Here is a 22,234-nt window from a genome sequence, read left to right as displayed (position 1 = left end):
AGTTATGAACACCACTACCCTCCAATATCGCAAGCAACAAGCTGGTATCACCTTGATCGAAGTGTCCATTGGCCTGATCATCGCCGCCATCGTGGCAGCGGTTGCTTTTATTGCTTTCCAGAACAACTCCCGCCGCAACGAAGTTCGCGAAAACGTCACAGCCATCACCGAAATCATTGCTGAAGCCAAGCAGAAATTTGGCCGCACCAACCAGTACACCTCGCTGAACGGCGCCAACAACACCACCGACCCTGCCATCATTTCCAACACCATCCCAGCTCAAATTGCCACCTCTGGCAACAGCTACGGCGTGCGTCCCATTCTGTACGGCAGCGGCCTGGACGGTAAAGTTGAAACAACCCCCACAGGCACCTACGCCACCCTGGCCTGGGGCGGTGTGGACAAAGCCCAGTGTTACGACCTGATCAGCGCTGTGGCCCAAGCCACCAACGCCATCTACATCGTAAACGGCTCCACCGTGAGCATTGGCGGTGCTGCTGGCACCAGCGTGGTAAGCACAACAGGTGCCATCAACGCCGCCACAGCCACATCAGCTTGCAACGGTGTAACCACCACAGCTTCGCTGTACCTGGTGTTTGACCGCGGTTAATCAGCCCACATTGATGTTTTTGAGTTGAGTTTGGGCCCCTGCAAAGGGGTCCAAATTTTCCTTTTTAAAAGGCCGATTCTTCGGTCAAAGCGAACATGCACACATTGAATAATCGCTCTCGACGCCGCCTTGCATGGGGTTTTATCAGCCTCGAGATCTCCTTGGGTTTAATTGTTGCTGCCGTGGTTGGCTTTTATGCCCTTCGCAGCACCCTGCGCGACAGCACCATCAACAGCGCATACATACAAGCGGACCAAATCAAAAAAATTCGAGACGGTTTGTCGTCTTATGCAAAAATCAATGCCACTGCGCTGGTCGCGGGCAGTGCCATATCCGGCGTATCCAATATTTTGCAGCCCACCGTGGCCGAGCTCACAGCACTGCAAATGCTGCCCGCTGGGTCCAGCACCCTGGCCACCCTCAATCGCAGCCCGTTTGTTATGCGCCTCACGGTGTCGCCTTCCGGGTGCACCTTGGGCAGCTGTGTCATCGACGGGTATGTGTACGTGCGCGACCCATTTTTGGGCAAGGGCGATGTGGCCAGCACGGGTCGATACGATGGCACCATCGTGGGCGCCATTCTTGAACGCCTAGGCGGCGACGGCTTTGCGCGCGTGGCCCCCAACGCCAACCTGGTGAGCGCTGCGGGTAGCTTCAACTACACCAACTCCACCAATTTTGCTCACCCCACCATCACGGTGAATGGCCAACCCTACCCAGCCGGCGTGGTCGGTATGCGTATACAGCCGTTCACGCCCGATGGGGTGGCTGCAGCGGGCTCAGGGGTGAGTGGCCCCTGCCCCGGCGGTAGCATCAACACCGTAGAAGCAGCAGGCACGGGTGGTACTGGCAACGGCAATCAGTGTTTTTTCACCTACCCCCCGGTACAATTGGGTTCCTCGGCCACGGTGCTGAACACCCAAACATCGACCATCGGCACACTCACAGTGCGCTGCCTGGCCGTGAATGGAAGCTCAACGATCAACATCGCTTCACTTACATGCGCGAAAAAATAAGCCGCAGAACATTCCTGACCCATGCCTGCGTACCGCTCGCCATGGGAGGACTTGCTCTGTGGTTTAGTGCAAAGCCGGTGTCTGCCGCCCCCACCCCCATTTGGCTTGACCTGCAACGCAACAAGCAACGCCTGCGAGTTAACATCGCCGAGCAAAGCGGTGTCAATGCGGCAGCCTGGCTGCTTCGCGACATTCGAGCCAATAACACCGTGGGCAGGCCCGACTGGCAACTGCTGGTGCGCATGGCTGCCCTTCAAGAGCTGATTGCACAGCACCACCGCTATTGCGTATTCGACATCACCTCGGGTTTGCGAACCCATGGTACCAATGCGCTCACAGAGGGTGCTGCACACCATTCCAACCACTTGCCCGATGCCCACAACCGCTTTTGCGCGGTTGACTTCAAACCCCTGGGCTTGCCGCTGGATACCCTACACAGCTTGGCCAACCGCCTGCCCAATGTGGGGCTGGGCCTGTACGACAGCCATGTGCACCTCGACCACCGGCTACGCCCGGCAAGGTGGTAGGCATGAATGCACCTCAACTGACCCTGCACAAAACCTTCAAGGCGCTCATCGTTAACGACAGCGTGCTTGAGCGCAATTGGTTGACCAAGGCGGCATCGCAAGCCAACTTCATGGCGATTACCGCCAGTTCGCTCGACAACGTGCTGGACATTATCGAACACGAGCGCATCGACCTGGTGATCTGCGACGACGAGCACCTTCAACACCAAAACGCCTTGCAACTGTGCCACGCCATTTTGCAAGCCCGTTTCGACTTTTTTGTGTATGTGATGTTGCTGGGTGCTGAAAACGAGGAAACCCGCTTCATCCAGGCCATTCAAGCCGGTGCTGATGAATACATGCGCAAGCCCGTGAACCGGGAAGAAATGCATGTGCGCCTGGCCGTGATTGAACGCATTGTGGCCATGCAACGCGGGTATTTTGAAATCAAGCAAACCGTGCCCAAAACCTTGCAATCCATGGCACGCGACATGCGTGCCATGGGGCGATTCCAGGCCTCGCTGCTGCCACAGAAAAACAGCAACAGCCATGGGCTGGAATTGGACTACTTTTGGACACCCAAGGTGTTTGTGTCTGGCGACATGCTGCAATGGCTGCAGGTGGACGAGCAAAACGCCGTGTTTTATGTGTTTGACGTGGTGGGCCATGGCGTGGCCTCGGCCATGAACGCGCTGGACCTGTGCAGGTTGCTTAGTTTGCAAGCCCAAGATGGCTTGCTGCTGGACCAAACCGACACCACCGCCTTTCAACAACGCGTGCGCGAGCCCAACGAAATCCTGAACGATCTCAACCAACGTTTCCAGATGAATGCGGAGGGCGACTCGTTCATCTCCATTTTGCTGGGCACGTTCTGCCTCACCAGTGGCGAGCTTAAATTCAGCATTGCTGGCACACCCCGCTTGGCCCATCAAAACCTGGAGGGCGCCATCAAGCTGGTGGGCGAGGCCGACGTGCCCGTGGGCATTGCCGAAGACACAACATACCCGCTGCACCAACTCAACCTTCAGCCAGGCGAACGCGTGTTTGTGTTTTCAGACGGGCTAACGCAAATGCTGGACAATGACGACACCCCGCTGGGCCTGCCCGGTGTGCTGCAGTTGATAGAAGACCACCGCAGTGAAACCCTGCACACGCAGCTTAGGCATGTGCGCCAAGGCGTGGTGCATTGGTCCAGTGGCCGCCTTGACCAAAAAGTGCGCAGCGACGACTGCACTTTTTTGGCCCTGCAATGGAAAACCCCCGACCTGCCCGATGAGCCGGAAGAAGAAACAAGTCCAAAAGCAGACAGCAGCGCGGCCACCGAACCCGCAGATGCCGATGCCAAATCGCCCGCGGAAGCGCTTGCCGAGGCCATCGCACCAGAATCCAAACCGTTTGTTTTTGCCCGCCGCAAAGAAAACAGCGAAGTGCTGCTGCTGAACGACGAAGAAGGCTCGCCCAACCTGCCCCAATGGCTCAGCGATTGGGGCTACCACTTGCATGTGGCCAAAAACCTCACTGAATGTGAAGAGCAGCTTACCCAGCGAGCCATCACCTTTTTTGTGATCGACCTGCAGAATATTCCTCAAAGGCTGCAGCAAACCTTAGAGGCGGCACGCAAGCGTGGCGGCAACCCCAGTGTGTTTGTGCTTATCATCTCGAATGCGGGCAATGCCACACAATTGCTGCAAGCCATTGAGTGGGGTGCAGACAATTTCACACAGTTGGCCTATTCGCCTCAGGAAATTTACGTGCGCTTGGCCAGCGGCCTTCGCTTGGCCATGGTTCACCGGCATTTTGGGCAAGAAAAAGAACGCATCGACAGCCTGCACAAAGAGATCGAAGACGATGTGCGCCGCGTGTCGCAAATACAATCCAACAACGTGCCCCAGGCCACGCAGTATCAAGACATGCTGCATGTGTTTTCGCACTTCAGGCCGGCCAGGCCAATCTCCAACCAGTTCATGAATGTGATGCAACTGGCCGACGGGCACATTGCTTTTTTTCACCTCAGCGCTCAAGGCAGCGGCTTGGTGGGCGTGGCTCGGGGTATGACCTTGCACCGCCGCCTCACTGATGCAGCCGATGAAAGGCGCTCTGTGTTGTCGAAATACATGAACCAGGGGTTCTCGCCCGGCGCCGTGCTGCGCGAAATCAACAGCTGGGTTTTGGACGAAGGCGAAGGAGCCGATGGGGTGTATGCCCTGTGCTACGGCGTGATCAACCCAACCACCGGCGATGCGCGGATTAGCCATGCAGGCTACCCCAATGCTGTGGTCACGCGAGCGCGCGGCGAAGTAGAAAAAGTGGGCGCCTACGGCCCACCGCTGGGCGTAAGCGCAGAGGCTGTGTTTCAAGACGTGTTTTTTTCGCTCAACCCTGGTGACAGGCTTTTTGTGTTCTCCAACAGCCTGAACGACCACCCCAGCCTTGGTGAAGACTTTGTGCAAGCCGGCGAGCTGCTGTTTGCACAATCGGCCAAAATTGCCCTGCCCGATTTGCCGAAATTTTTTGATGACGAACTGCCGCAAAGCACGCAATGGTCGCTCGACTCCAACAGCGATGAAGAAGAAACACCCGCCGACCTGGCCCTGCTGGCCTTCCAGTACAGCGAATACGCACCGGTGGAACTTCACACCTATGAAAAAGGCGAGTTGCGCTGCATGGAACTGGAGCTGCAAAACCTCTACCCCAACCGCCGATTGAAGTTCCGTCAAGGCGCGTATGTAAAAGTGGCCGCAAAGCCAACACTGATCCCCGACCTGAACACCGAGGTCACCCAATGGCTGGAAGACAAACTGCCCGGCGACGAGCGCAGCAGCAATATTCAACTGGCGCTGTTTGAAGTGGCCAGCAACCTTTGCCGCCATGCGGGCCTACAAACCACACACACCTATGAACTGCGCTTGTTCTTGCAAGCCGACCAAAGCCTCTTGATGATGGTCATGGACAAGGGCAGCGCCATTCCAACCGATCGGCTGGAAGACGCCAAAACCCACGACTTCGATTTTGATATTGAGCAGGACGATCAAATCCCGCTGGGTGGCATGGGGCTGGCCCTGGTGCACACCTTGGCCAGTGAGTTCACCGTACAAACCATTTTTGGAATGAACTACACCAGCATGTGGTTCGATGTGCCCACAGCCAATTAAACAGGCTTTGAGTCGCGTTTTTTCAAGAACATGCGAAGCACGGCAATCAACTCTTGCACGTTAATCGGCTTAGACAAATACCCATCCATGCCCGCTTCAATGCAACGTTCTTTTTCGCCCGCCATGGCATTGGCTGTCATGGCCACAATGGGAATGTGTACAAGTGCCTCGCCACACGCGCCCTTCCTGATTTGCGCCGTGGCCTCATACCCATCCATCACAGGCATTTGACCATCCATAAAAATCAAATCGGCCGAGTGGTCGCGCAGGTATTCCAGCAAAAGCGCCCCATTGCTCACCGTGACCACCTCACAGCCAAAATGCCGCAGCAAGCCCACAGCAATTTTTTGGTTGACCATGGAGTCTTCAGCCAACACCACCCTGCCCTCGAAGGAGTCTTCAATTTGGCGAGAATTGTTAGCGTCTTGATCAAGGGTCTCACCGACCGGCAAAAACAAGGAGTGCAAAGCCCCCACCAGTTTTTGCAAACCGATGGGACGTTGAATGTACACATCCACCGCATCTTGCAGGTGGTCGGCCGGGGTGACCGACATTTGCCCCAAGTGCTGCACACCGATTACTTTTACGCCATAATCTCGCCGCAACATGGCTAATTTTTTGGCAAAGGCCATGTCCTCATGCAGCACATGCTGGCTGACCACCAACACCACCCGGTGGCTGGCCAGGGCGGCTTCCAAATCCACACGTTGTTTAAGTTCTTGCCAAGAGGTGACGGGTTGATCGATTGTTGAAATCAAATCAAACAGCAGCTGTTGTTTTTCAGGCGTGGCCATTTGCACGGCAAACAGCAGTGGTGCGCCGCCCTCGATAACGCGGGGGTCCAACTTGATTGTGTTTCGGCTGATGCACTTCACAGGCAGGGTCACCGTGAAAATCGAGCCCACGCCAACCTCACTTTCAACTTCGATGTTGCCCCCCATGCGAACCAGCATTTCATGAACAATGGCCAAACCCAAACCAGTGCCACCTCGGTTGCGGGCATTTTGAAACTCAAGGGCCTGCTTGAATCGCTCAAACACCAGCTCCAACTGTTCGACTGGAATACCAATACCGGTGTCTTGCACCGTCAGGCAAAGGCGGGCTTGCTTGCCCGCCTCAAAGGGGTCCAACAGACTCCATTTAACGCTGACCTGGCCTTCGTCGGTAAACTTCAATGCGTTACCCACCAAATTGAACAGAATTTGCCGCAGCCGACCACGGTCAAACTCGAGCACGGTGCCCGCATCAGCGGTTCCGGGGCAGAGCAATTCAATTTTTTTACGTTCGGCCTCCAGCGAAAACGCACGCCCCACCTCGTCCAGCAGGCCTTCCATTTCGCACGGTTCTGGATGAACTTTAAAGTCGCCATTCTCCAGCCGGGAAATATCCAGAATGTCGTTCAACAGGCTGAGCAAGGCCTGGCTGCTGGCGTGAATGGTTCGAACCAAATCCGACTGCATGCCCCCCAGGCGGCTACGCAACAACAGCTCTGAAGCACCCACCACACCATTCATCGGCGTGCGTATTTCGTGACTCATGTTGGCCAAAAACTGCGCCTGGGTGTTGCGGGCCTGCACGGCATCTTCCATGGAACGCTGCAACTCGCCTTGAATACGTTCCCGGTTGGCCACCTCAGCTTTCAGCCGATTGTTGATCTCAATCAACTCATTGAGGTTGGGCAAAGAAAGAATGTCTTTCAACTTGGGGATCAAAATAATGGCCGTGGCCACCGACACCGCTGCTGTAACTGCTTTTACGTAGCCCTCAAAAAGGTACAACGGTGCCCACAGGGTGACCACGCCAATGAGGTGGGTAACACCACAGGCCAAAATAAATGCAGCAAACAAGTAGTACAGCTTTTGTAGCGACCCTAGGTTTTGCCTGCGGCTAATCCAGATCAAACTCACTGGAATAGAGAAGTAGGCCAGCGCAATCAACAGGTCTGAACCCACATGCAAGGTGAGCAAAAATGGATCCCAGTTGATGCAAAACCCGTGTGGCAAGTATTCATTCAACGCCATGGTGCGTCCCCATTCAAATCCCCACCCTCTTAAATTGTGTCAGCCAGACAGGCAAATGCTGTACACCCCATTGTATGCGCGGTTTCTATCCCTCAAAAGGTCGGGCTGAATAAAAAAAAGCCAGCTTTCGCTGGCTTTGGTCACAGCAACGATTGAGCAATTTCGCGTTTTGCCGGCCGAGTTGCTGTCTTCTGGGTCTGCCACCAGTGCTAAAACGCACGGCTAAAATTACCCCGGAAAAACGCCTCCACGCGGAAAGTAAGCGCCACATAAGGGTCTTGACCCGGAAGGGTCGGAAAATGCAACTCGGGGATCACATCCACAAACACAATATTTTTGTGAACATCGCGCCGGTAAAAGGCCTGCACAATGTAGTCCTTGATGCGCTCGCTGCCAGTGGTGTCACCCACTGCAATCAGGGCGTAGCGCATGGCCGTGCGCGAATCCAGCACCCGGTTGATTTCTGCGGTTTGTGAGAACACCGTTGAATCCCGGCGCTCATCGTATTCCACATAGGTTTGAAAGCGCAGAAAACGGTCTTCATCCAATTTGCGGCTGACGTCAAAATTGGTTCTGGCCTGGAAACCACGCTGGTTGAATTGGGTAATACGGCTAACCGAATTAATCTGCCAAAGTTTGTCGGCCAAGTTCCATTGCCTCGCCGCGGTGTAACGCACATAGGGGTCCAAAGGCAAGCCAAATTTAATACCTGCACCAACACCTTGTACCCATTGCACGGTGGGATCTTTGGCGCTGCGTTGCTCCAAACCCACCGCCGAATTGTTGGTGTTAAAGCGTTCACCGCCACGAATTTCACGCACCCCTTGCTCAGACAAACGCCCAAGGGGTTCCTCAATGTCGCTTTCGATGATGAGCCGCATCCGCTCACGCGTGGTGGGCAGGTCGACCCTAAAACGTACACTGGGGTCGAGCTTGGAATCCCCGGGGCGCAGGCGCGTCTCCAGCCCGATCCGCAAAAAAGATTGATTGTCGACAAACAGGCTGTCGTCTGTACCAAAAAACTGGTCCAGGCCCCGCGCAGTGTCATCCACCAAGCGGGTCAGGTCATAATGCACAGGCTCAAATCGCTCTTGCAGCCACAGGGGCAGGTCGCTGTCGCCCTGCGCCCAAACCGGCTGAATACACAACACACCACACAACCACGCCACAACGCACTTCTTGTTCATGATGAACGCGCCACCTTTGTCGCGGGGTAAAGCCTGTTGGCTTAGCCCTTTTGTTGTCCTGACTTTGACTGTATAACCGACACCACCAAAGTGATCACCGTAATAGGCACCACAAAACTCATCATTACCGTGGAATAAGCGCCCAGCGCATCGTGGCCCTGAGCATCCAGAATGAGGTAGGCCACATAAGCCACGTAGTACCCCAAAAACACCGCGCCTTCCCAACGCGCAATTTCACGGCCTGTTAAAAAGATGGGCAAACAGGCAAACGCCACCGCCAGCATCACCCACATGTCGAAGGCCAGCAGCGAGGGCGCCACCCCCAAGCCTTGGGTGCCCGCCACCAACGCGGAAATTCCCAAACAAGCAAAAATATTGAAAGTACTGCTGCCCACCACATTGCCCACGGCGATGTCGCGCTCGCCCTTGAGCGCAGCGGCAATCGAGGTGGCCACCTCGGGCATGGACGTGCCTGCCGACACAATGGTGAGCGCAATGACCACATCACTCACGCCCAGAGCCTTGGCAAAGGTTACCGCTGCACCCACCAGCCATTCGGACCCCAACACCAAAAAGGCCAGGCCCACGGCGATGAGCAATAACTGAAATGGCAACCTGGAGTCCCAAGAACCCGCCTGTGCAGGGAGAATTTCCTGCTCAAACTCGGCGGCGGCCGCCTGGGTTTGGCTGCGCGATTGAATAATCAAAAATGCGGTGTAGGCCACCATCAACACCACCAGAATGGCGCCATCGGTCCACCCCAATTGGCCGTCCAGGGCCAGCAACAGCAACAACACCGAGGCGCCAACCATGATGGGCACCTCTTGCTTGATGAGCTGGCTGTTCACCACCAGCGGAATAATGACGGCACTCAAGCCCAAAATAAACAGCACGTTAAAAATGTTGCTGCCCACCACGTTGCCGGTGGCAATGTCGGTGGTGCCTTCGAGCACCGCCCCAACAGACACCGCTATTTCAGGCGCACTGGTGCCAAAAGCGACCACGGTAAGGCCCACCACCAAGGGCGATATACCAAATGACAAGGCCAGGTTGGAAGCACCGCGCACCAACAGGTTGGCCCCCACCACCAGGGCCACCAGGCCCAATACAAACATCGCAAGGTTGATGAGCATAAAAGTGTGAATTCGTGAAGTGGGCACCGTACACAGTCTAACCAAGTTAAACGAATTGGGGCTAGGGGGCAGGGCCTCACCCTCACTTGAGGGAGGAAAAACTCACTCTTTTGTGTTTTTTCAAACGCTTGACGTAGCATTTCGTTTTGAAGCAACGCTGGCGAGGTGCCCCCATGAAACCCATCATCCACTGCCTTGAAGATTTCGAGATGCACCGTTTCATTCTGGAGTCCCACCTGCAACGCCTGCTGAACAACGATGCTGAGGTGCACTACTTCCGCACCATGGGGCAGTTAAAGAAGACCAGCCGCTCATGCCATTTGCTGATTTCAGACCTTCACCTGCCCGACTCCCCGGGCGAACAAACCGCCAAGTATTTGTTGTCGATCTGCGAACACACGCCGGTGCTGGTGCAATCGTCCGACCCCATCCTGCCCGATGAGCTGGCCCAGCGCTCACACGGCAAAATTATGGTGGTTGAAAAAGGCGGCCAAGGCCCGCGATTTGAGCAGGCCATTGATCGGTTTATGGCTCAACACAAACTCACATTTTGTCTCTGAACATAAAGTAAGCAGCCCCCACCAAGCACAGGCCCGACCACAGGTAGTCGAGCTTTAGCGGCTCTTTCATGTAAAACACAGCAAAAGGCACAAACACAGACAAGGTGATTACCTCTTGCAGCACTTTGAGTTGCCCCACAGACAAGGCGGTGTAACCAATGCGGTTGGCTGGTACCTGAAACAAATATTCAAACAGCGCAATGCCCCAACTGGCCAGTGCCGCCACAATCCAGGGCTTTTGGCTCATGTCCTTTAGATGCGCATACCAGGCGAAAGTCATGAACACATTGCTCACAAGCAGCAAAGCGATGGTGGTGGGCACAGCAGGCATGAAAGCGTCTCCAGGTGCATATGGCAGCGCATACAGCAGGCGTGGTGAAGTGTAACCAAAAGCAGCCATCAAACGAAGTACACTGCTTAAGGTTTAACGCGTGTACTTTACAGCTCCCCCATGCCCAAGCCCACCACCCTGCTGCTGTTCAATTACGACTGGGACGACATTGCCACGCGACGCCTACGCGCCCAGTGGCCTAGTGTGCACAGCGGGTTTGACCTGTTCACCTTCCCCAGCAATGCACGCTTGGCCTGGTTTGACGTGGAGCGATTTGTAGGCCTGTGCGCGCTTAAGGCCAAGCTGCTAGGCGCTCGGGCCGTGATGTCTAACCATGAGCAGTTTGGCGCCCTGTGTGCAGCGCTGATCGCCGAAAAAATGGGCTGGCCCGGCACACCGGTGAATGCCATTTTGGCCTGCCAACACAAGCTGTATGCCCGCAAAGTATTACAACGTGTGGCGCCCGAGGCCAATTTAAAATTTGAGCGATTGCCCGCCCGCTATGGCGAGCCTATCCCCAATGGTCTGGCCTACCCCTGCTTTGTAAAACCAGTCAAAGCCGCGTTTTCGGTGCTGGCCAAAACCGTACACAACCAAGCAGAACTGCAGGCGCACACACGCTTTGGCCCCTGGGAACTGTGGGTGATTCGGCATTTGGTGGAGCCCTTTGAGCGCATTATTCAAAAGCGTTTGCCCCAGGCGGGCACCGCGCACAGCCTGATGCTCGAAGAAGCAGTGAATGCTCGCCAGTACAACCTGGACGGCTATGTGTGGCAGGGCGAGGTACAGCCCTTGGGTGTGGTGGACGAAGTGATGTACCCCAACACCCAGGCTTTTATGCGCTTTGAATACCCCAGCCGCCTGCCCGCCCGTGTGCAACGGCGCGCGGCCGATGTGGCCCAGCGCTTTTTAGACGCCATTGGTTTTACGCATGGATTGTTCAACATGGAGTTCTTTTACTGTGAGCAAAGCGACAGGCTCACGGTCATTGAATTTAACCCCCGAATGGCTTCGCAGTTTTCTGACCTGTATCAGCGGGTAGACGGCATTAACCTCCACGAAATAGCCTTCGCATTGGCCCATGGTCAAAACCCCGCCATGCTGACCAAAGATGCGCCCACCGCAGGCGCTGCCGCCAGTTTTGTGTATCGCTTATTTGACCCAGCCCTGCGTGCTACATTCCCCGACTCACAAGCCAGGCAGCAATTTGCACAGGCCTTTCCTGATGCGCTTTATTTTGAATTCCCCAAAGACGGCAAACAAATAGAGCGCGACTTCAAATGGCTGCAAAGTTACCGCTACGGCATTGTGCACTTGGGCGGGCAAACCAGCAGTGACCTGCGCCAGCGCTGCGAACAGGCCAGCCACCTCTTGGGTTGGCCTGCACCCTACGCAGGCGAGGCCTGGGAATGGATGAACACACCGCACCCCAAGGGGTCGGAACTGTTTGGGCCAGAGCCAGTCAGTAAGGCCACGTAATTTTTAGATTCACAGGAGTTGAGTACCATGAACACTTTCACACAAATTCGCCGCCTGGCCCTGGTGGGCATTGCCGCTTTGGTGCTGACCGGTTGCAGCGCCATGACTGCACAAAACCCGTCATCGGGCTTGAGCCCCGTCAACGCAGCGGCCATGGACGACTCTCCACGCGTCATGCTGTTTGGTGCAGATGTGGTGGCCTACTTTACACAGAACGCCTACGTGCAAGGCCAACCCGGCATCAAAAGCACCTACAAAGACGTGGATTTTTATTTTTCTACGCCCGAACACAAAGCACAGTTTGATGCGCAACCCGAACAATACCTGCCGCAATACGGTGGCTATTGTGCCAACGGCATCATGTTTGGTATTCCATGGGGCGGCAACGCACAAGATTTCCGCGTGGTCGACGGCAAACTGTACATTTTTGGCGGTGAAGTGTCCCAAGCCGCATTCGAACTCGACCTGCAACAAAACATTGCCTTGGCCGATGGCTACTGGCAAAGCGAAGTCGCCAACAACAACAGCTTTTTGCAGCGGGCCAAGCGCTTGGTGGTGCGTGTACCGCATTACAAAACTGGCGAAGAGCAAGCCGCCCAAGTGCAAGCCGCCCGCAATGGCAGCTAATGGCTGTTATATTTATTTTTCAACGCCCCGGCCGGGGCTCCAATCGTGAGGTATCAATGAACAAGTTTGGATTGTCTTTGTCCCGTCGTGTGTTTACGGCAGCCGGTTTGGCTTTGGCCCTGGGCGTTGCACTGCCAGCCCATGCAGAGCAAGTGCTCAAGGTGAGCACCATTCCTGAAGAAGCCGCCACCGAGCAAATTCGCAAATTTGAGCCATTGGCCAACTACCTCAGCAAAAGCCTGGGCATGAAAGTGGAGTTCACCCCAGTGAGCGACTACCCTGCTGCCGTGGAAGCGCTGGTGAACAAAAAAGTGGACCTGGTGTGGCTGGGTGGCTTTACCCATGTGCAGGCCTCCCTGCGCTCTGGTGGCAAGGTGATCCCCATTGCACAGCGTGTTGAAGACACCAAGTTTCAATCGGTGTTTATCGCCAAAACCGACTCGGGCATCAAATCCCTGCAAGACATGAAGGGCAAACAAATTTCATTTGGTTCGCAAAGCAGCACCTCGGGCCACCTGATGCCCCGCAGCTTCTTGCTCGACGCTGGCCTTGAGCCCGAGAAAGCATTCAAGCGCGTGGCCTATTCTGGCGCGCACGATGCCACCATTGCCTCCGTGGTCAGCGGCAAAGTGGATGCCGCCGCGCTGGACATCACCGTGTGGAAAAAGTTTGTGAACGAGAACAAGGTGGACACCAAAGACGTGGATGTTTTTTACACCACCCCACCCTACTTCAACTACAACTGGACCGTTCACCAAGACATGCCTGCAGACTTGCGCAAAAAAATCCAGAAAGCGCTGTTTGATCTGGACCCAGCGGTGCCCGAGCATGCTGAAATCTTGAAACTGAACCGTGCCACCCGCTATGTGGACACCAAGCCCGAGAACTACAAAGGCCTGGAAAGCGCCGCCCGCAGCGCTGGCTTGTTATAATCGCGTTAATTAAGGGGGGAGCGGTAACCCCCCTTGGCCTTATGGGGGATGCAGTGCAGTGAAGCTTCAAATTCAGGACATCCACGCCTGCCACCCCTCGGCCCCCACCGGCAGTGCCCCCGCCATTCGCAACATGTCCTTGTTGATCAACGAAGGCGAGCAAGTTGCGCTTATTGGCCCCTCGGGTGCAGGCAAAACCACACTGCTGCAACTCCTGGCTTGCACACTTCAACCCGTGCAAGGCAGCATTCAAGTTCAAAACCAATCCCCTTGGGCCTTGGGCAAACGCAAGCTGCAGAAGCTTCGTGGTCAGTTGATCATTGCCCCGCAAGTGCCACCGCTGCCTCCTCGCCAAAGGGTGATCACCTCGGTGCTGGCGGGTCGCCTGCCGGCCATGGGCTTTTGGCAAAGTTTGAAGTCCCTGTTTTACCCCGTCGACATACCCGCCGCCCACGCAGCCTTGGCCAAGCTTGATCTGCCCGAAAAGATTTTTGAGCGCGTGGATCGCTTGTCGGGGGGTGAGCGCCAGCGTGTGGGTTTGGCGCGCCTGTTTGTGTCCCCCGCCAAGCTGTGGCTGGTGGACGAACCTTTGTCGGCCCTGGACCCCATCCGGGCACGCTTGGCCATGTCGGCCCTTACCCAAACCGCTACCGAAACCAGCACCACGCTGGTGTGCACCCTGCACCAGGTGGACATGGCCCTGGCATTTTTTAAACGCATTGTGGGCCTGCGCGATGGGCAAATTGTGTTTGATTTGCCCACCGAGAAGGTCACCCCGGCCATGCTGAAATCCCTGTATGCCCAATACGAGCACGAATTGTTTTCTCAGCCCGACCAGGAGCTGATTGCCAAACAATTCGAGCGCTCAGTGCCCACGGTGGTGGTCAACAATTGTCGATGAGCAACCTGCCAGTGCACAACCCGCGGTTTGATGTGCCCCTCAAAGACCCGGCCTGGCACCAGCGGCTATTCTGGATGGTGTTTGGGGTGCTGTTGCTTTGGCCGCTGATGCAGGCCACTGAATTTCGCCCAGCTGTTTTGTTTGAGCCAGACAATCTTCGCGTGAGCGCGCAATTCATTGGCAGCTTTTTCCCGCCCGTGCTGGAGCCCGACCTGCTGGCACGCATCGCCCGTGAAACCTGGAAAACCGTGGCCATTGCCACTGCTGGCATGGTGCTGGCCTTGTGCATCGCCTTTCCGCTCACCGTGCTGTCTACTCGGGTTCTGTCGGTGTCGGCCATATCTGGTCGAATGAGCGTATTGCCTTTTGCTGTGCGCTTGGCCATTCGCTGGTTGCTGATTTTTTTGCGAAGCATTCCCGAATTGGTGTGGGCGCTGGTGTTTGTGCGTGTGGTGGGCTTGGGCCCCACCGCTGGGGTGTTGGCCATTGCGCTCACCTATGGCGGCATGCTGGGCAAGGTGTATGGCGAAATTCTTGAAAGCGGCGAAACCACACCCACCGAAACCCTGCTGCGCAACGGGTCAAGCCGGTTACAAGCATTCTTTTATGGGCTACTGCCGCAAAACGTGATGGAGCTCACCTCCTACACCGTGTACCGCTGGGAATGCGCCATTCGCTCTTCAGTGGTGCTGGGCTTTGTGGGTGCGGGTGGCCTGGGGCAAGAGCTGGACGCTTCCATGAAAATGTTCAACGGCGGCGAAGTGGCCACCATGTTGATTGTGTTTATTCTATTGGTGGCGCTGGCCGATTCGGTCAGTGGCTTTTTTAGGCGGAGGCTGCTGTGAGCAACCCCACACCAACCACTTGCCCCAGCCGCGCCCCAGCACTCATCAAACCCGGCACAGCCGCTTTGCTGGCTGCTTTGTTGGCACTGGTGTTGGCCAGTTTTTATACCTTGCAACTTAAATGGGGCGAATTTTTATCGCTGGAAGCTTTCCGCTCCATGGGTCGCTTTGTGGGCGAGTTTTTCCCCATGGACCTGGGCGCCGCGTTTGTTAAAAAAGTGGGCTGGGGCACCCTGGAAACCTTGGCCATGTCCCTGCTTGGTACTCTGTTGGCCGCAGTGGCGGGCTTGGGTCTGGCTTTGCCCGCCAGCAAATTGCACAGCAAAGACCACGGTTTTTTTCGCACCCCCACACGCTGGCTACTCAATGCCCTTCGCTCCATTCCCGAATTGGTGTGGGCTGCGCTGCTATTGATTTCGGCCGGTCTTGGCCCTTTTGCTGGCACGCTGGCCTTGGCCTTTCACACCACAGGTGTGTTGGGCCGCTTGTTTGCCGAGTCCATTGAAAATGCTCCGCCCGAACCTGCCGATGCGCTGCGCGCACAAGGCGTGGGCAATTTGCGCGTGTTTTATTTCACCACCCTGCCCCAGGTATTGCCACAACTGTTGAGCTACACCCTGTACCGTTGGGAAAACAACATCCGCGCCGCCGCCGTATTGGGCGTGGTGGGTGCAGGCGGCTTGGGGCAGTTGCTGAGCTTTCACATGGGGCTGTTTCAAATGGGCAAAACCGCCACCATTTTGGCTGCCATGCTGCTGCTGGTTGCTTTGGTCGATAGCCTAAGCTATCAATTGCGGCGCTCTCTTACACGATAAAAACACATGCTTCCTGTTCCCCAATTTATTCAAATTCACCAAGCGCGTGCTGAGCACATTCGGCAAGAACTGCTGCAGGGCCTGCAAGCCGAGTGCCCCAGCATTGCGCCCAAGTACCTCTACGACGAATTGGGATCCAAGCTGTTTGAGGCCATCACCTGCATCCCGGAGTACTACCCCACCCGCACGGAAGCAGCCATTTTTAAAGAACACAGCCAGGCCATGGCCCAGCAGGTTCCACCCGGCGCGGTGCTCATCGATTTGGGCGCTGGCAATTGCGAGAAAGCGGCCCGGCTCTTCAATGTGTTTCACCCCTCCCGTTATGTGGCAGTCGATATCTCCGTGGAATTTTTAAAAGGTGCGCTTGAGTGCCTTCAGCGGCAATTCCCCAGCCTGCACATGGCCGGTGTTGGGCTGGATTTTTCTGAGCAACTGCAATTGCCTGCTGAATTGAAATTGCCAGCTGACCTACCCCGCGTGATGTTTTACCCGGGCTCCAGCATCGGCAACTTTACGCCGCAAGCCGCACTCGCATTTCTAAAACAAGTGCACCACGCCTGCGGCCATGGCGCTGGCAGTGGCCTTGTGATTGGGGTGGACCTGGTTAAAAGCAAGGCCGTGCTGGAAGCCGCTTACGACGACGCACTGGGGGTAACAGCCGCATTTAACCGCAACATGCTGCTGCACTTTAACCGTTTGGCGGGCACCAATTTCAAGTTGGCCGACTGGAAACACATCGGCCTGTACAACACCGAATTAAACCGCATAGAAATGCACCTGGAAGCGGTGCGCCACGTGGTGGTGCAGTGGGATGGTGGGCAGAGGCGTTTTGCAGAAGGCGAGCGCATGCACACCGAAAATTCGTACAAATGGACGCTGGCAGGCTTTGAACAATTGCTGGCCCAAGCAGGCTTTGCCAAAAGCACTGCATACACCGACCCACTGCAACAGTTTGCCGTGTTCTGGGCACAGGCTTAAAACCTAATCGACCAAACCCAAACGCCACAGACTGGTGAGCTCTTTAGAACGCGCATCGTAAAGTGGGTCGCTGGCATCCAAGGCCTTGCCGTGTTTGGGCTTTGTGTCTGTGCGGCCAAGCACGTTCAGCCCTGCTTCAGCAATCCAAGTCAATAGGTCTTCACGAGTGCGAAGTTTTAAATGCTCGGCCAGGTCAGACAACACCAACCACCCTTCGCCACCGGGGTTCAAGTGCTGGCGTAGCCCGTTTAAAAATCCTTTGAGCATGCCGCTGTGTTCATCGTACACCGCTCGCTCAATGGGCGAGGTGGGCTTGCCAGGCAACCAGGGCGGGTTGCACACAACAAGGTCGGCCTTGGCAGGTGGGTTTTGCGCACCAAACAAATCGCCCTGCAACAGTTGCACGTTCTTGCTGTAGCCCAGCTGATGGATGTTAAAGCTTGCGCAAGCCAGAGCACGCGCATCGTTGTCGATGGCTAGCACCTGCCCCACACTGCGCCTTGCCAACACGGCTGCCAACACGCCGGTGCCTGTGCCAATGTCCAGCGCCGTTCCCCCTGGCTTGCAAGCCGGGGGCAAAGGGGCTTGGTTCACCAGGTCGATGTACTCGCCACGCACGGGCGAAAACACACCGTAGAAGGGGTGAATCCTGTTGTTGGGTGCGGCGCCCAAGGCGGGCACCTCCACCCCTTTTTTGCGCCACTCATAGGCCCCAACTAGGCCCTGCAATTCACGCAGGGAAGCAAGCCGCATGGGCCCATTGGGCTGCGGCTCACCCCAGGCTTGTGTGCAGGCCTCGGTCACATCGGGTGAGCGCTTCAGGGGGATGCTGTAGTCGCCGTTGAAGGGAATGAGCACCGCCCCCAAAATGCGCGCCCGTTGGGCTTGCGCCTGGCGGTACAAATGGAAGCGCTGCGGGTAATCCTCTGTCGCTTTGCCTGCTTTGATGGCCTTGGCTTTTTTGTACTCTGCGTTTTTATCCAAACGGCGCGCCATGGCTTGCACCAGTTGGCGTGCATTTTGAAAATCGCCCTGCCACACAAATGCCTTGCCCTCACTGGCCAAGCGGTAAGCCGCATCGGCTGTCAATGTGTCGTCAGCCACCTGCACTTGCTTGGGGGGTGGCAGGTTGCGTTCGCTTTGCCACAAGGCATGCTGCTGCATGCCATTTTCTATCCAACTGATGGTCGGCAAAAGCAAGGTATTGGGCATGAAGGACTCTGGTTATGACTGGACCTGCTTGGACCTGTCTTTTTTGGCGGGGGCTTGATTATGCCTCAAAGGCAGGAATTGCTGAGTACCGCGCTGCGCCCACAAACGAGATACTTTTCTAACCTGGGCCGGGTTGAAAGGTTTGGTGAGGTAGTCGGTCATGCCATTTTTCATGGCCTCTTCCTTTTCGCTGGTCAAGGCACCCGCGGTAAGGGCAATCACAGGCAATTGACCCAGACCAGGCAATTTACGAATTAAAGCAACCGCTTGGTTACCGTCCATCACCGGCATTTGAATATCCATGAACACCAAATCCACAGCGCCGGGATTTTCGCACAACCAATCCACCACCGCTTGCCCATCCGGGAATGTTGCCACCACTTTGGCGCCCTCTGTTTGCAACAAACCTGATGCCACCTTCAGGTTCAAAGGGTTGTCATCCACAATACAAACCCGAACACCCGTTAAGCCTGCCATGCTGGGCTCTTTCAACACAGAACGCTGGTCCAGCCATTCCACGGGCAATCCCTTCAATGTTGCAGCTTGACCAATGGCGTTGAACAAATCCAGATCACGAGCCATGGCAAACGATTGTCCCCCGACCTCGCACACATTTTGACTCAAATTGATTTTCACCTTCAAACCCGCAGATGCAGCGTCGAGTGGCTGACTGAATTCTTCGTCAGACACATTTGAATCTTCGATCAAGACATCACAGGAAGCTTGCTGGTCCTCCGGCAAAACCACCCAACCAAATTGAGTCGCGGCCTGGCTGGCAAAAGCCTTCAACTCTGCAGTCTGATTGAACAAAGCCAAACGCAACAAAACCGAGTCAGAGGACGTCACATTCTCAATGGACCGATCCTGCAAAACCCCCCGCTGCTCCAGTTCAATCTCTACCCAAAACAAACTCCCTTCACCCAAGGCGCTGCTCACGCCCACTTCACCGCGCATCAACTCGGCAAGTTGTTTAACAATCGACAAACCCAAGCCAGTGCCACCAAAATACCGGGTGGTGGAGGTGTCTGCCTGTACAAAGGGCCGGAACAGCTTTTGCCGGGTCTCTTCCAACATGCCAGGGCCTGTATCTTCGACCTCAAGCCGAATGCGCGTACCGCTGGATTTTTGATTCTGACGCGCAAGCGTACATCGAACCTGAACCTGCCCAGCGTTGGTGAACTTGGTTGCATTGCCGACCAAGTTGATCAAAATTTGCTTGGTTCGGGTTTCATCACCCACCAAGACATCAGGCACCGATTGGCGATCAACTTTTGCATTCAAATCGATCCCTTTTTGCTCAGCCACGGAGGAAAACATCTCGAGCACTTCCTGAACCAGCACATGCAGAGAAAACTCGCTTTTCTCCAAGTGCATTTCCCCGGCTTCAATTTTTGACAGGTCAAGAATGTCATTGAGCAGGGTGAGCAAATGTTGGCCCGAGCTGTAGATGGAGCCCACCAAATCAAGCTGTTCGTGCGCATCCAGCAAACGCCGAAGCAGGTAAGAATTGCCGATGATGCTATTCAAAGGGGTTCTTAATTCATGGCTCATATTGGCCAAGAACTGGCTTTTTTGCAGGTTTGCATGCTCAGCAGCCAGTTTGGCATTTTCCAGGAGCTTCTGAGTTTCGCGTTTGGAGGTCACGTCCACCCACAGCCCGAGCAGCCTCCACTCTGAAGTACGCGCCTCTGACAAGGGGATAAACCACACATCAAACACCCGCAATTCGTCGCCATTGCATTGCACATGCAACTCGGTTTGATGAAACCCACTGGGTTTGTCCCTTGACACCAAGATGTCCCACGCCATTTGGCCGACCTCGGAGGGCATGAGTTTTTTTATGGAACATCCCAGCAGGTCGATTTGCTCGTACCCCACCTCTGCACTGAAGGTCTCGGACACTTCAATAAAAAAGCCATCCTTGTCCGTGAGGGTGTAAGAAAAGCTATTTTTGATAGCATCCACCATGACCCGGTTGTCTTGGGCACGCTGTTCCAAGGCTTGTTGCATCGACATCAAGACGGTGAGGTCGTTGCCCACCTCATAAAAGCCGATGACCTTCCCGCGATCCACATCGGGAAGCAATTGAACCAAAGCGTGGCGCGCTGGTTCGTTCAGCGTTCGTGGTGGATAGGTGCGCTGAAGCTTTTGGGCTCTGCCTTGTAGCACTCCTTCAACTGCCCGCGTGGCAGGCTCGTCGTATAAGCTCCCCCAAACGTCCGGCAAACTTGCTCCGAGCAATTCCTCATCGGAATACCCATACCAATCGGCACTGGCTGCGTTGGCAAACACACAAAACCCTTCCCGACTCCAATAGCAAATCATCGAGGGCACCGCATCCAAGGTCGCGGTTAAAAAACGTTTGGCCTTGGTCAATTCACTGGTGCGCTCCTGCACCTTCAACTCAAGGGTGCTTTGAACAGACCGCTGATGCGCCTTGTATTCCAGAAAACTTCGAATGTCCTCCACAAACAATGCACAACCATCAATCTGATTTTTATCGCCCATCCACGGGGTAAAGTGCATGCGGATGCTTTGCTGGTCGCCATTGGGCAAATCCAGATTCAAAAAATCATGGTCCAGATGCTCGCCTCGCATTACCCGGGCAAACAGGCCCTGAAGCAACCTGCGATCGTTGTCTCGGGCTGTTAAGTCAAACAAACGCTGGTTGTGATTCGAGGCCTGCCCCGTGGAATCAAAAAGCTCGTGCCACGCCTTGCTGGCAGACACCACGCGCCCCTCACGATCTATCAATGCAATTGCAACCGATACCGCATCGTTCAAGGTGGACAACTGCACGCGAAGCTTCTCGAGATTTTTATTTTTTCTTGAGTTTTCGAGTCGAGCTTGAGCGAGCCGGGTCAGCAGCAAAGTTGCTAAGGCCAACAGAAGGGACATGGCAAAACCCACGGCATAAATAGACCTTTGGCTCCACCCCTGCAGGCTCTGAACATAGTCCAATTGAGGCGATACCGTAAGCCGCCACACACGCCCTTTTAAAGGAATCTCGGTGAACGACTCAAACCCGGTGTCCAAGGTCGCATCCATGCCAGCGGCAAAAACCGGTTTGGTTTGGCCAGCCACCGTCACATCTTGAATGTTGAAACCAACTCGATCGGTATAGCGGTTTAGCTTGTCCAAGGCCTCGTGAACAAAAATGGGGCTGTAAGCAAACCCAACCAGATCCTCTAACTCAACATCGCCACTTGGCTTATAAAATCTGTCTTCCCTGTACACCGGGATGATGAACAGCAGTCCACCCATGGGCGTGTTGGGTGTTTGCACCAAGGTAATCGGCGCCGTAAGCTGCGCTTGCCCGGTTTTAAATGCCCGCCATGCGGCGTCTCTTCGATGGGTCTCTGAGGCAATGTCCAAACCGCGCGCGTTGCCATTGATGTTGGCTGGCTCGATGAAGCGAATCACCATCCGGTCGCCGGTATTGGGGCTTAATTCACGAATCACCAGGGGATCACTTTCGTCTTGCGCAGCCGCCTGCAGAAACCCTTCCACGTCTGCCTTGGGCACGTATTGGACAAAGCCAAAACCCCGGCAGCCAGGAAACTCAGCTTGCAAATCACGGGTACGCATGTACTGCCGGAATGAATCCGCGGACAAATTGTTGACTCCGCGTGCCACCACTGCACCGCGGGCGCCCCTCAGGCCATATTCGTACACGGTCATGAGGTCGACCATGTAATTGGACAATTCGCCTTGCAGGGTAGTTAAACTGTCCTTAACCAAAGTGGTTTGGCGCTGCCTTTCGCCCACGGCCAAATGGTGGGTAACAGCAAACACCAACATGCTCGTTCCAAAGGCCAGCAGCCAAGGTAGCCAAACATTGCCCCATTGTACCCAGGGCTGGGAAGAGGATGCTTCACGCACGCTGACCTCGATATAAACCGCTTTCAGCCATGCTAATTCATTTTTGC

General features: G+C 55.4%; 18 protein-coding genes. 12 read left to right on the top strand and 6 right to left on the bottom strand.

The window, feature by feature from the left end; genetic code table 11:
• Positions 1-4 precede the first annotated feature (4 nt).
• The 4 genes from ACEQU8_RS09360 (at position 5) to ACEQU8_RS09345 (ending at position 5,284) form a co-directional block, all read left to right on the top strand.
• Positions 5-610, top strand: a complete 606-nt coding sequence (locus ACEQU8_RS09360) for a prepilin-type N-terminal cleavage/methylation domain-containing protein (protein WP_370263143.1) — start codon at positions 5-7, stop codon at positions 608-610.
• Between the two features lie 95 nt (positions 611-705).
• Positions 706-1,626: a hypothetical protein gene (locus tag ACEQU8_RS09355; RefSeq protein ID WP_370263142.1), complete on the top strand. Its 921-nt coding sequence runs from the start codon at positions 706-708 to the stop codon at positions 1,624-1,626.
• Positions 1,627-1,667: 41 nt separating this feature from the next.
• On the top strand, positions 1,668-2,153 hold the full coding sequence (locus tag ACEQU8_RS09350; protein ID WP_370263141.1) for a D-Ala-D-Ala carboxypeptidase family metallohydrolase: 486 nt from the start codon (positions 1,668-1,670) through the stop codon (positions 2,151-2,153).
• 2 nt (positions 2,154-2,155) lie between these two features.
• The gene (locus tag ACEQU8_RS09345) at positions 2,156-5,284 is read left to right on the top strand and encodes a SpoIIE family protein phosphatase (RefSeq protein WP_370263140.1); all 3,129 of its coding nucleotides are present in this window, start codon (positions 2,156-2,158) and stop codon (positions 5,282-5,284) included.
• On the opposite strand, the gene ACEQU8_RS09340 is transcribed toward ACEQU8_RS09345, so the two are convergent.
• The 3 genes from ACEQU8_RS09340 to ACEQU8_RS09330 all read right to left on the bottom strand — a co-directional run bounded on the left by ACEQU8_RS09340 (position 5,281) and on the right by ACEQU8_RS09330 (position 9,625).
• Positions 5,281-7,305 carry an ATP-binding protein gene (locus tag ACEQU8_RS09340; RefSeq protein ID WP_370263138.1) on the bottom strand — a complete coding sequence of 675 codons (2,025 nt, stop codon included), beginning with the start codon at positions 7,303-7,305 and terminating at the stop codon, positions 5,281-5,283. The genes ACEQU8_RS09345 and ACEQU8_RS09340 overlap by 4 nt on opposite strands.
• Before the next feature lie 209 nt (positions 7,306-7,514).
• On the bottom strand, positions 7,515-8,492 hold the full coding sequence (locus ACEQU8_RS09335) for a hypothetical protein (protein WP_370263137.1): 978 nt from the start codon (positions 8,490-8,492) through the stop codon (positions 7,515-7,517).
• A 41-nt stretch (positions 8,493-8,533) separates the two neighbouring features.
• Complete coding sequence (locus tag ACEQU8_RS09330) at positions 8,534-9,625, bottom strand: calcium/sodium antiporter (RefSeq protein WP_370263136.1); 1,092 nt, start codon at positions 9,623-9,625, stop codon at positions 8,534-8,536.
• 173 nt (positions 9,626-9,798) lie between these two features.
• Here ACEQU8_RS09330 and ACEQU8_RS09325 point away from each other — a divergent pair, with 173 nt between their 5' ends.
• Complete coding sequence (locus tag ACEQU8_RS09325) at positions 9,799-10,185, top strand: hypothetical protein (RefSeq protein ID WP_370263135.1); 387 nt, start codon at positions 9,799-9,801, stop codon at positions 10,183-10,185.
• Here the strand turns inward: ACEQU8_RS09325 and ACEQU8_RS09320 are convergent.
• Positions 10,169-10,516: a DMT family protein gene (locus ACEQU8_RS09320; protein WP_370263133.1), complete on the bottom strand. Its 348-nt coding sequence runs from the start codon at positions 10,514-10,516 to the stop codon at positions 10,169-10,171. The two genes, ACEQU8_RS09325 and ACEQU8_RS09320, sit on opposite strands and share 17 nt — an antisense overlap.
• Before the next feature lie 120 nt (positions 10,517-10,636).
• On the opposite strand from ACEQU8_RS09320, the gene ACEQU8_RS09315 reads away from it, so the two are divergent.
• Genes ACEQU8_RS09315 through egtD form a run of 7 tightly spaced genes read left to right on the top strand, consistent with a single transcriptional unit; the run spans position 10,637 to position 17,093 of the window.
• Entirely contained in the window at positions 10,637-11,995 is a 1,359-nt protein-coding gene (locus tag ACEQU8_RS09315; RefSeq protein ID WP_370263132.1) for an acetyl-CoA carboxylase biotin carboxylase subunit family protein, read from the top strand.
• Positions 11,996-12,022: 27 nt separating this feature from the next.
• Complete coding sequence (locus tag ACEQU8_RS09310; protein ID WP_370263131.1) at positions 12,023-12,622, top strand: YHS domain-containing (seleno)protein; 600 nt, start codon at positions 12,023-12,025, stop codon at positions 12,620-12,622.
• A 56-nt stretch (positions 12,623-12,678) separates the two neighbouring features.
• Positions 12,679-13,554: a putative selenate ABC transporter substrate-binding protein gene (locus tag ACEQU8_RS09305; RefSeq protein WP_370263129.1), complete on the top strand. Its 876-nt coding sequence runs from the start codon at positions 12,679-12,681 to the stop codon at positions 13,552-13,554.
• Between the two features lie 58 nt (positions 13,555-13,612).
• Positions 13,613-14,455: a phosphonate ABC transporter ATP-binding protein gene (locus ACEQU8_RS09300; RefSeq protein ID WP_370263128.1), complete on the top strand. Its 843-nt coding sequence runs from the start codon at positions 13,613-13,615 to the stop codon at positions 14,453-14,455.
• A complete protein-coding gene (locus ACEQU8_RS09295) occupies positions 14,452-15,300 on the top strand; it encodes a PhnE/PtxC family ABC transporter permease (protein WP_370263127.1) in 849 nt (282 codons plus the stop codon). Before ACEQU8_RS09300 ends, ACEQU8_RS09295 begins: the two co-directional genes overlap by 4 nt.
• A gap of 44 nt (positions 15,301-15,344) precedes the next feature.
• A complete protein-coding gene (phnE, locus tag ACEQU8_RS09290; protein WP_370263172.1) occupies positions 15,345-16,115 on the top strand; it encodes a phosphonate ABC transporter, permease protein PhnE in 771 nt (256 codons plus the stop codon).
• A 6-nt stretch (positions 16,116-16,121) separates the two neighbouring features.
• Positions 16,122-17,093, top strand: coding sequence for an L-histidine N(alpha)-methyltransferase (gene egtD, locus ACEQU8_RS09285; RefSeq protein ID WP_370263125.1), 972 nt, complete (start codon positions 16,122-16,124; stop codon positions 17,091-17,093).
• Between the two features lie 3 nt (positions 17,094-17,096).
• On the opposite strand, the gene ACEQU8_RS09280 is transcribed toward egtD, so the two are convergent.
• Entirely contained in the window at positions 17,097-18,305 is a 1,209-nt protein-coding gene (locus ACEQU8_RS09280; RefSeq protein WP_370263124.1) for a methyltransferase, read from the bottom strand.
• A gap of 12 nt (positions 18,306-18,317) precedes the next feature.
• The gene (locus ACEQU8_RS09275) at positions 18,318-22,106 is read right to left on the bottom strand and encodes a CHASE domain-containing protein (RefSeq protein WP_370263122.1); all 3,789 of its coding nucleotides are present in this window, start codon (positions 22,104-22,106) and stop codon (positions 18,318-18,320) included.
• Positions 22,107-22,234 lie beyond the last annotated feature (128 nt).

This window comes from Limnobacter sp. (genome assembly GCF_964228395.1).
Lineage (GTDB): Bacteria > Pseudomonadota > Gammaproteobacteria > Burkholderiales > Burkholderiaceae_B > Limnobacter.
This window is presented reverse-complemented; position numbering and strand designations above follow the sequence as displayed.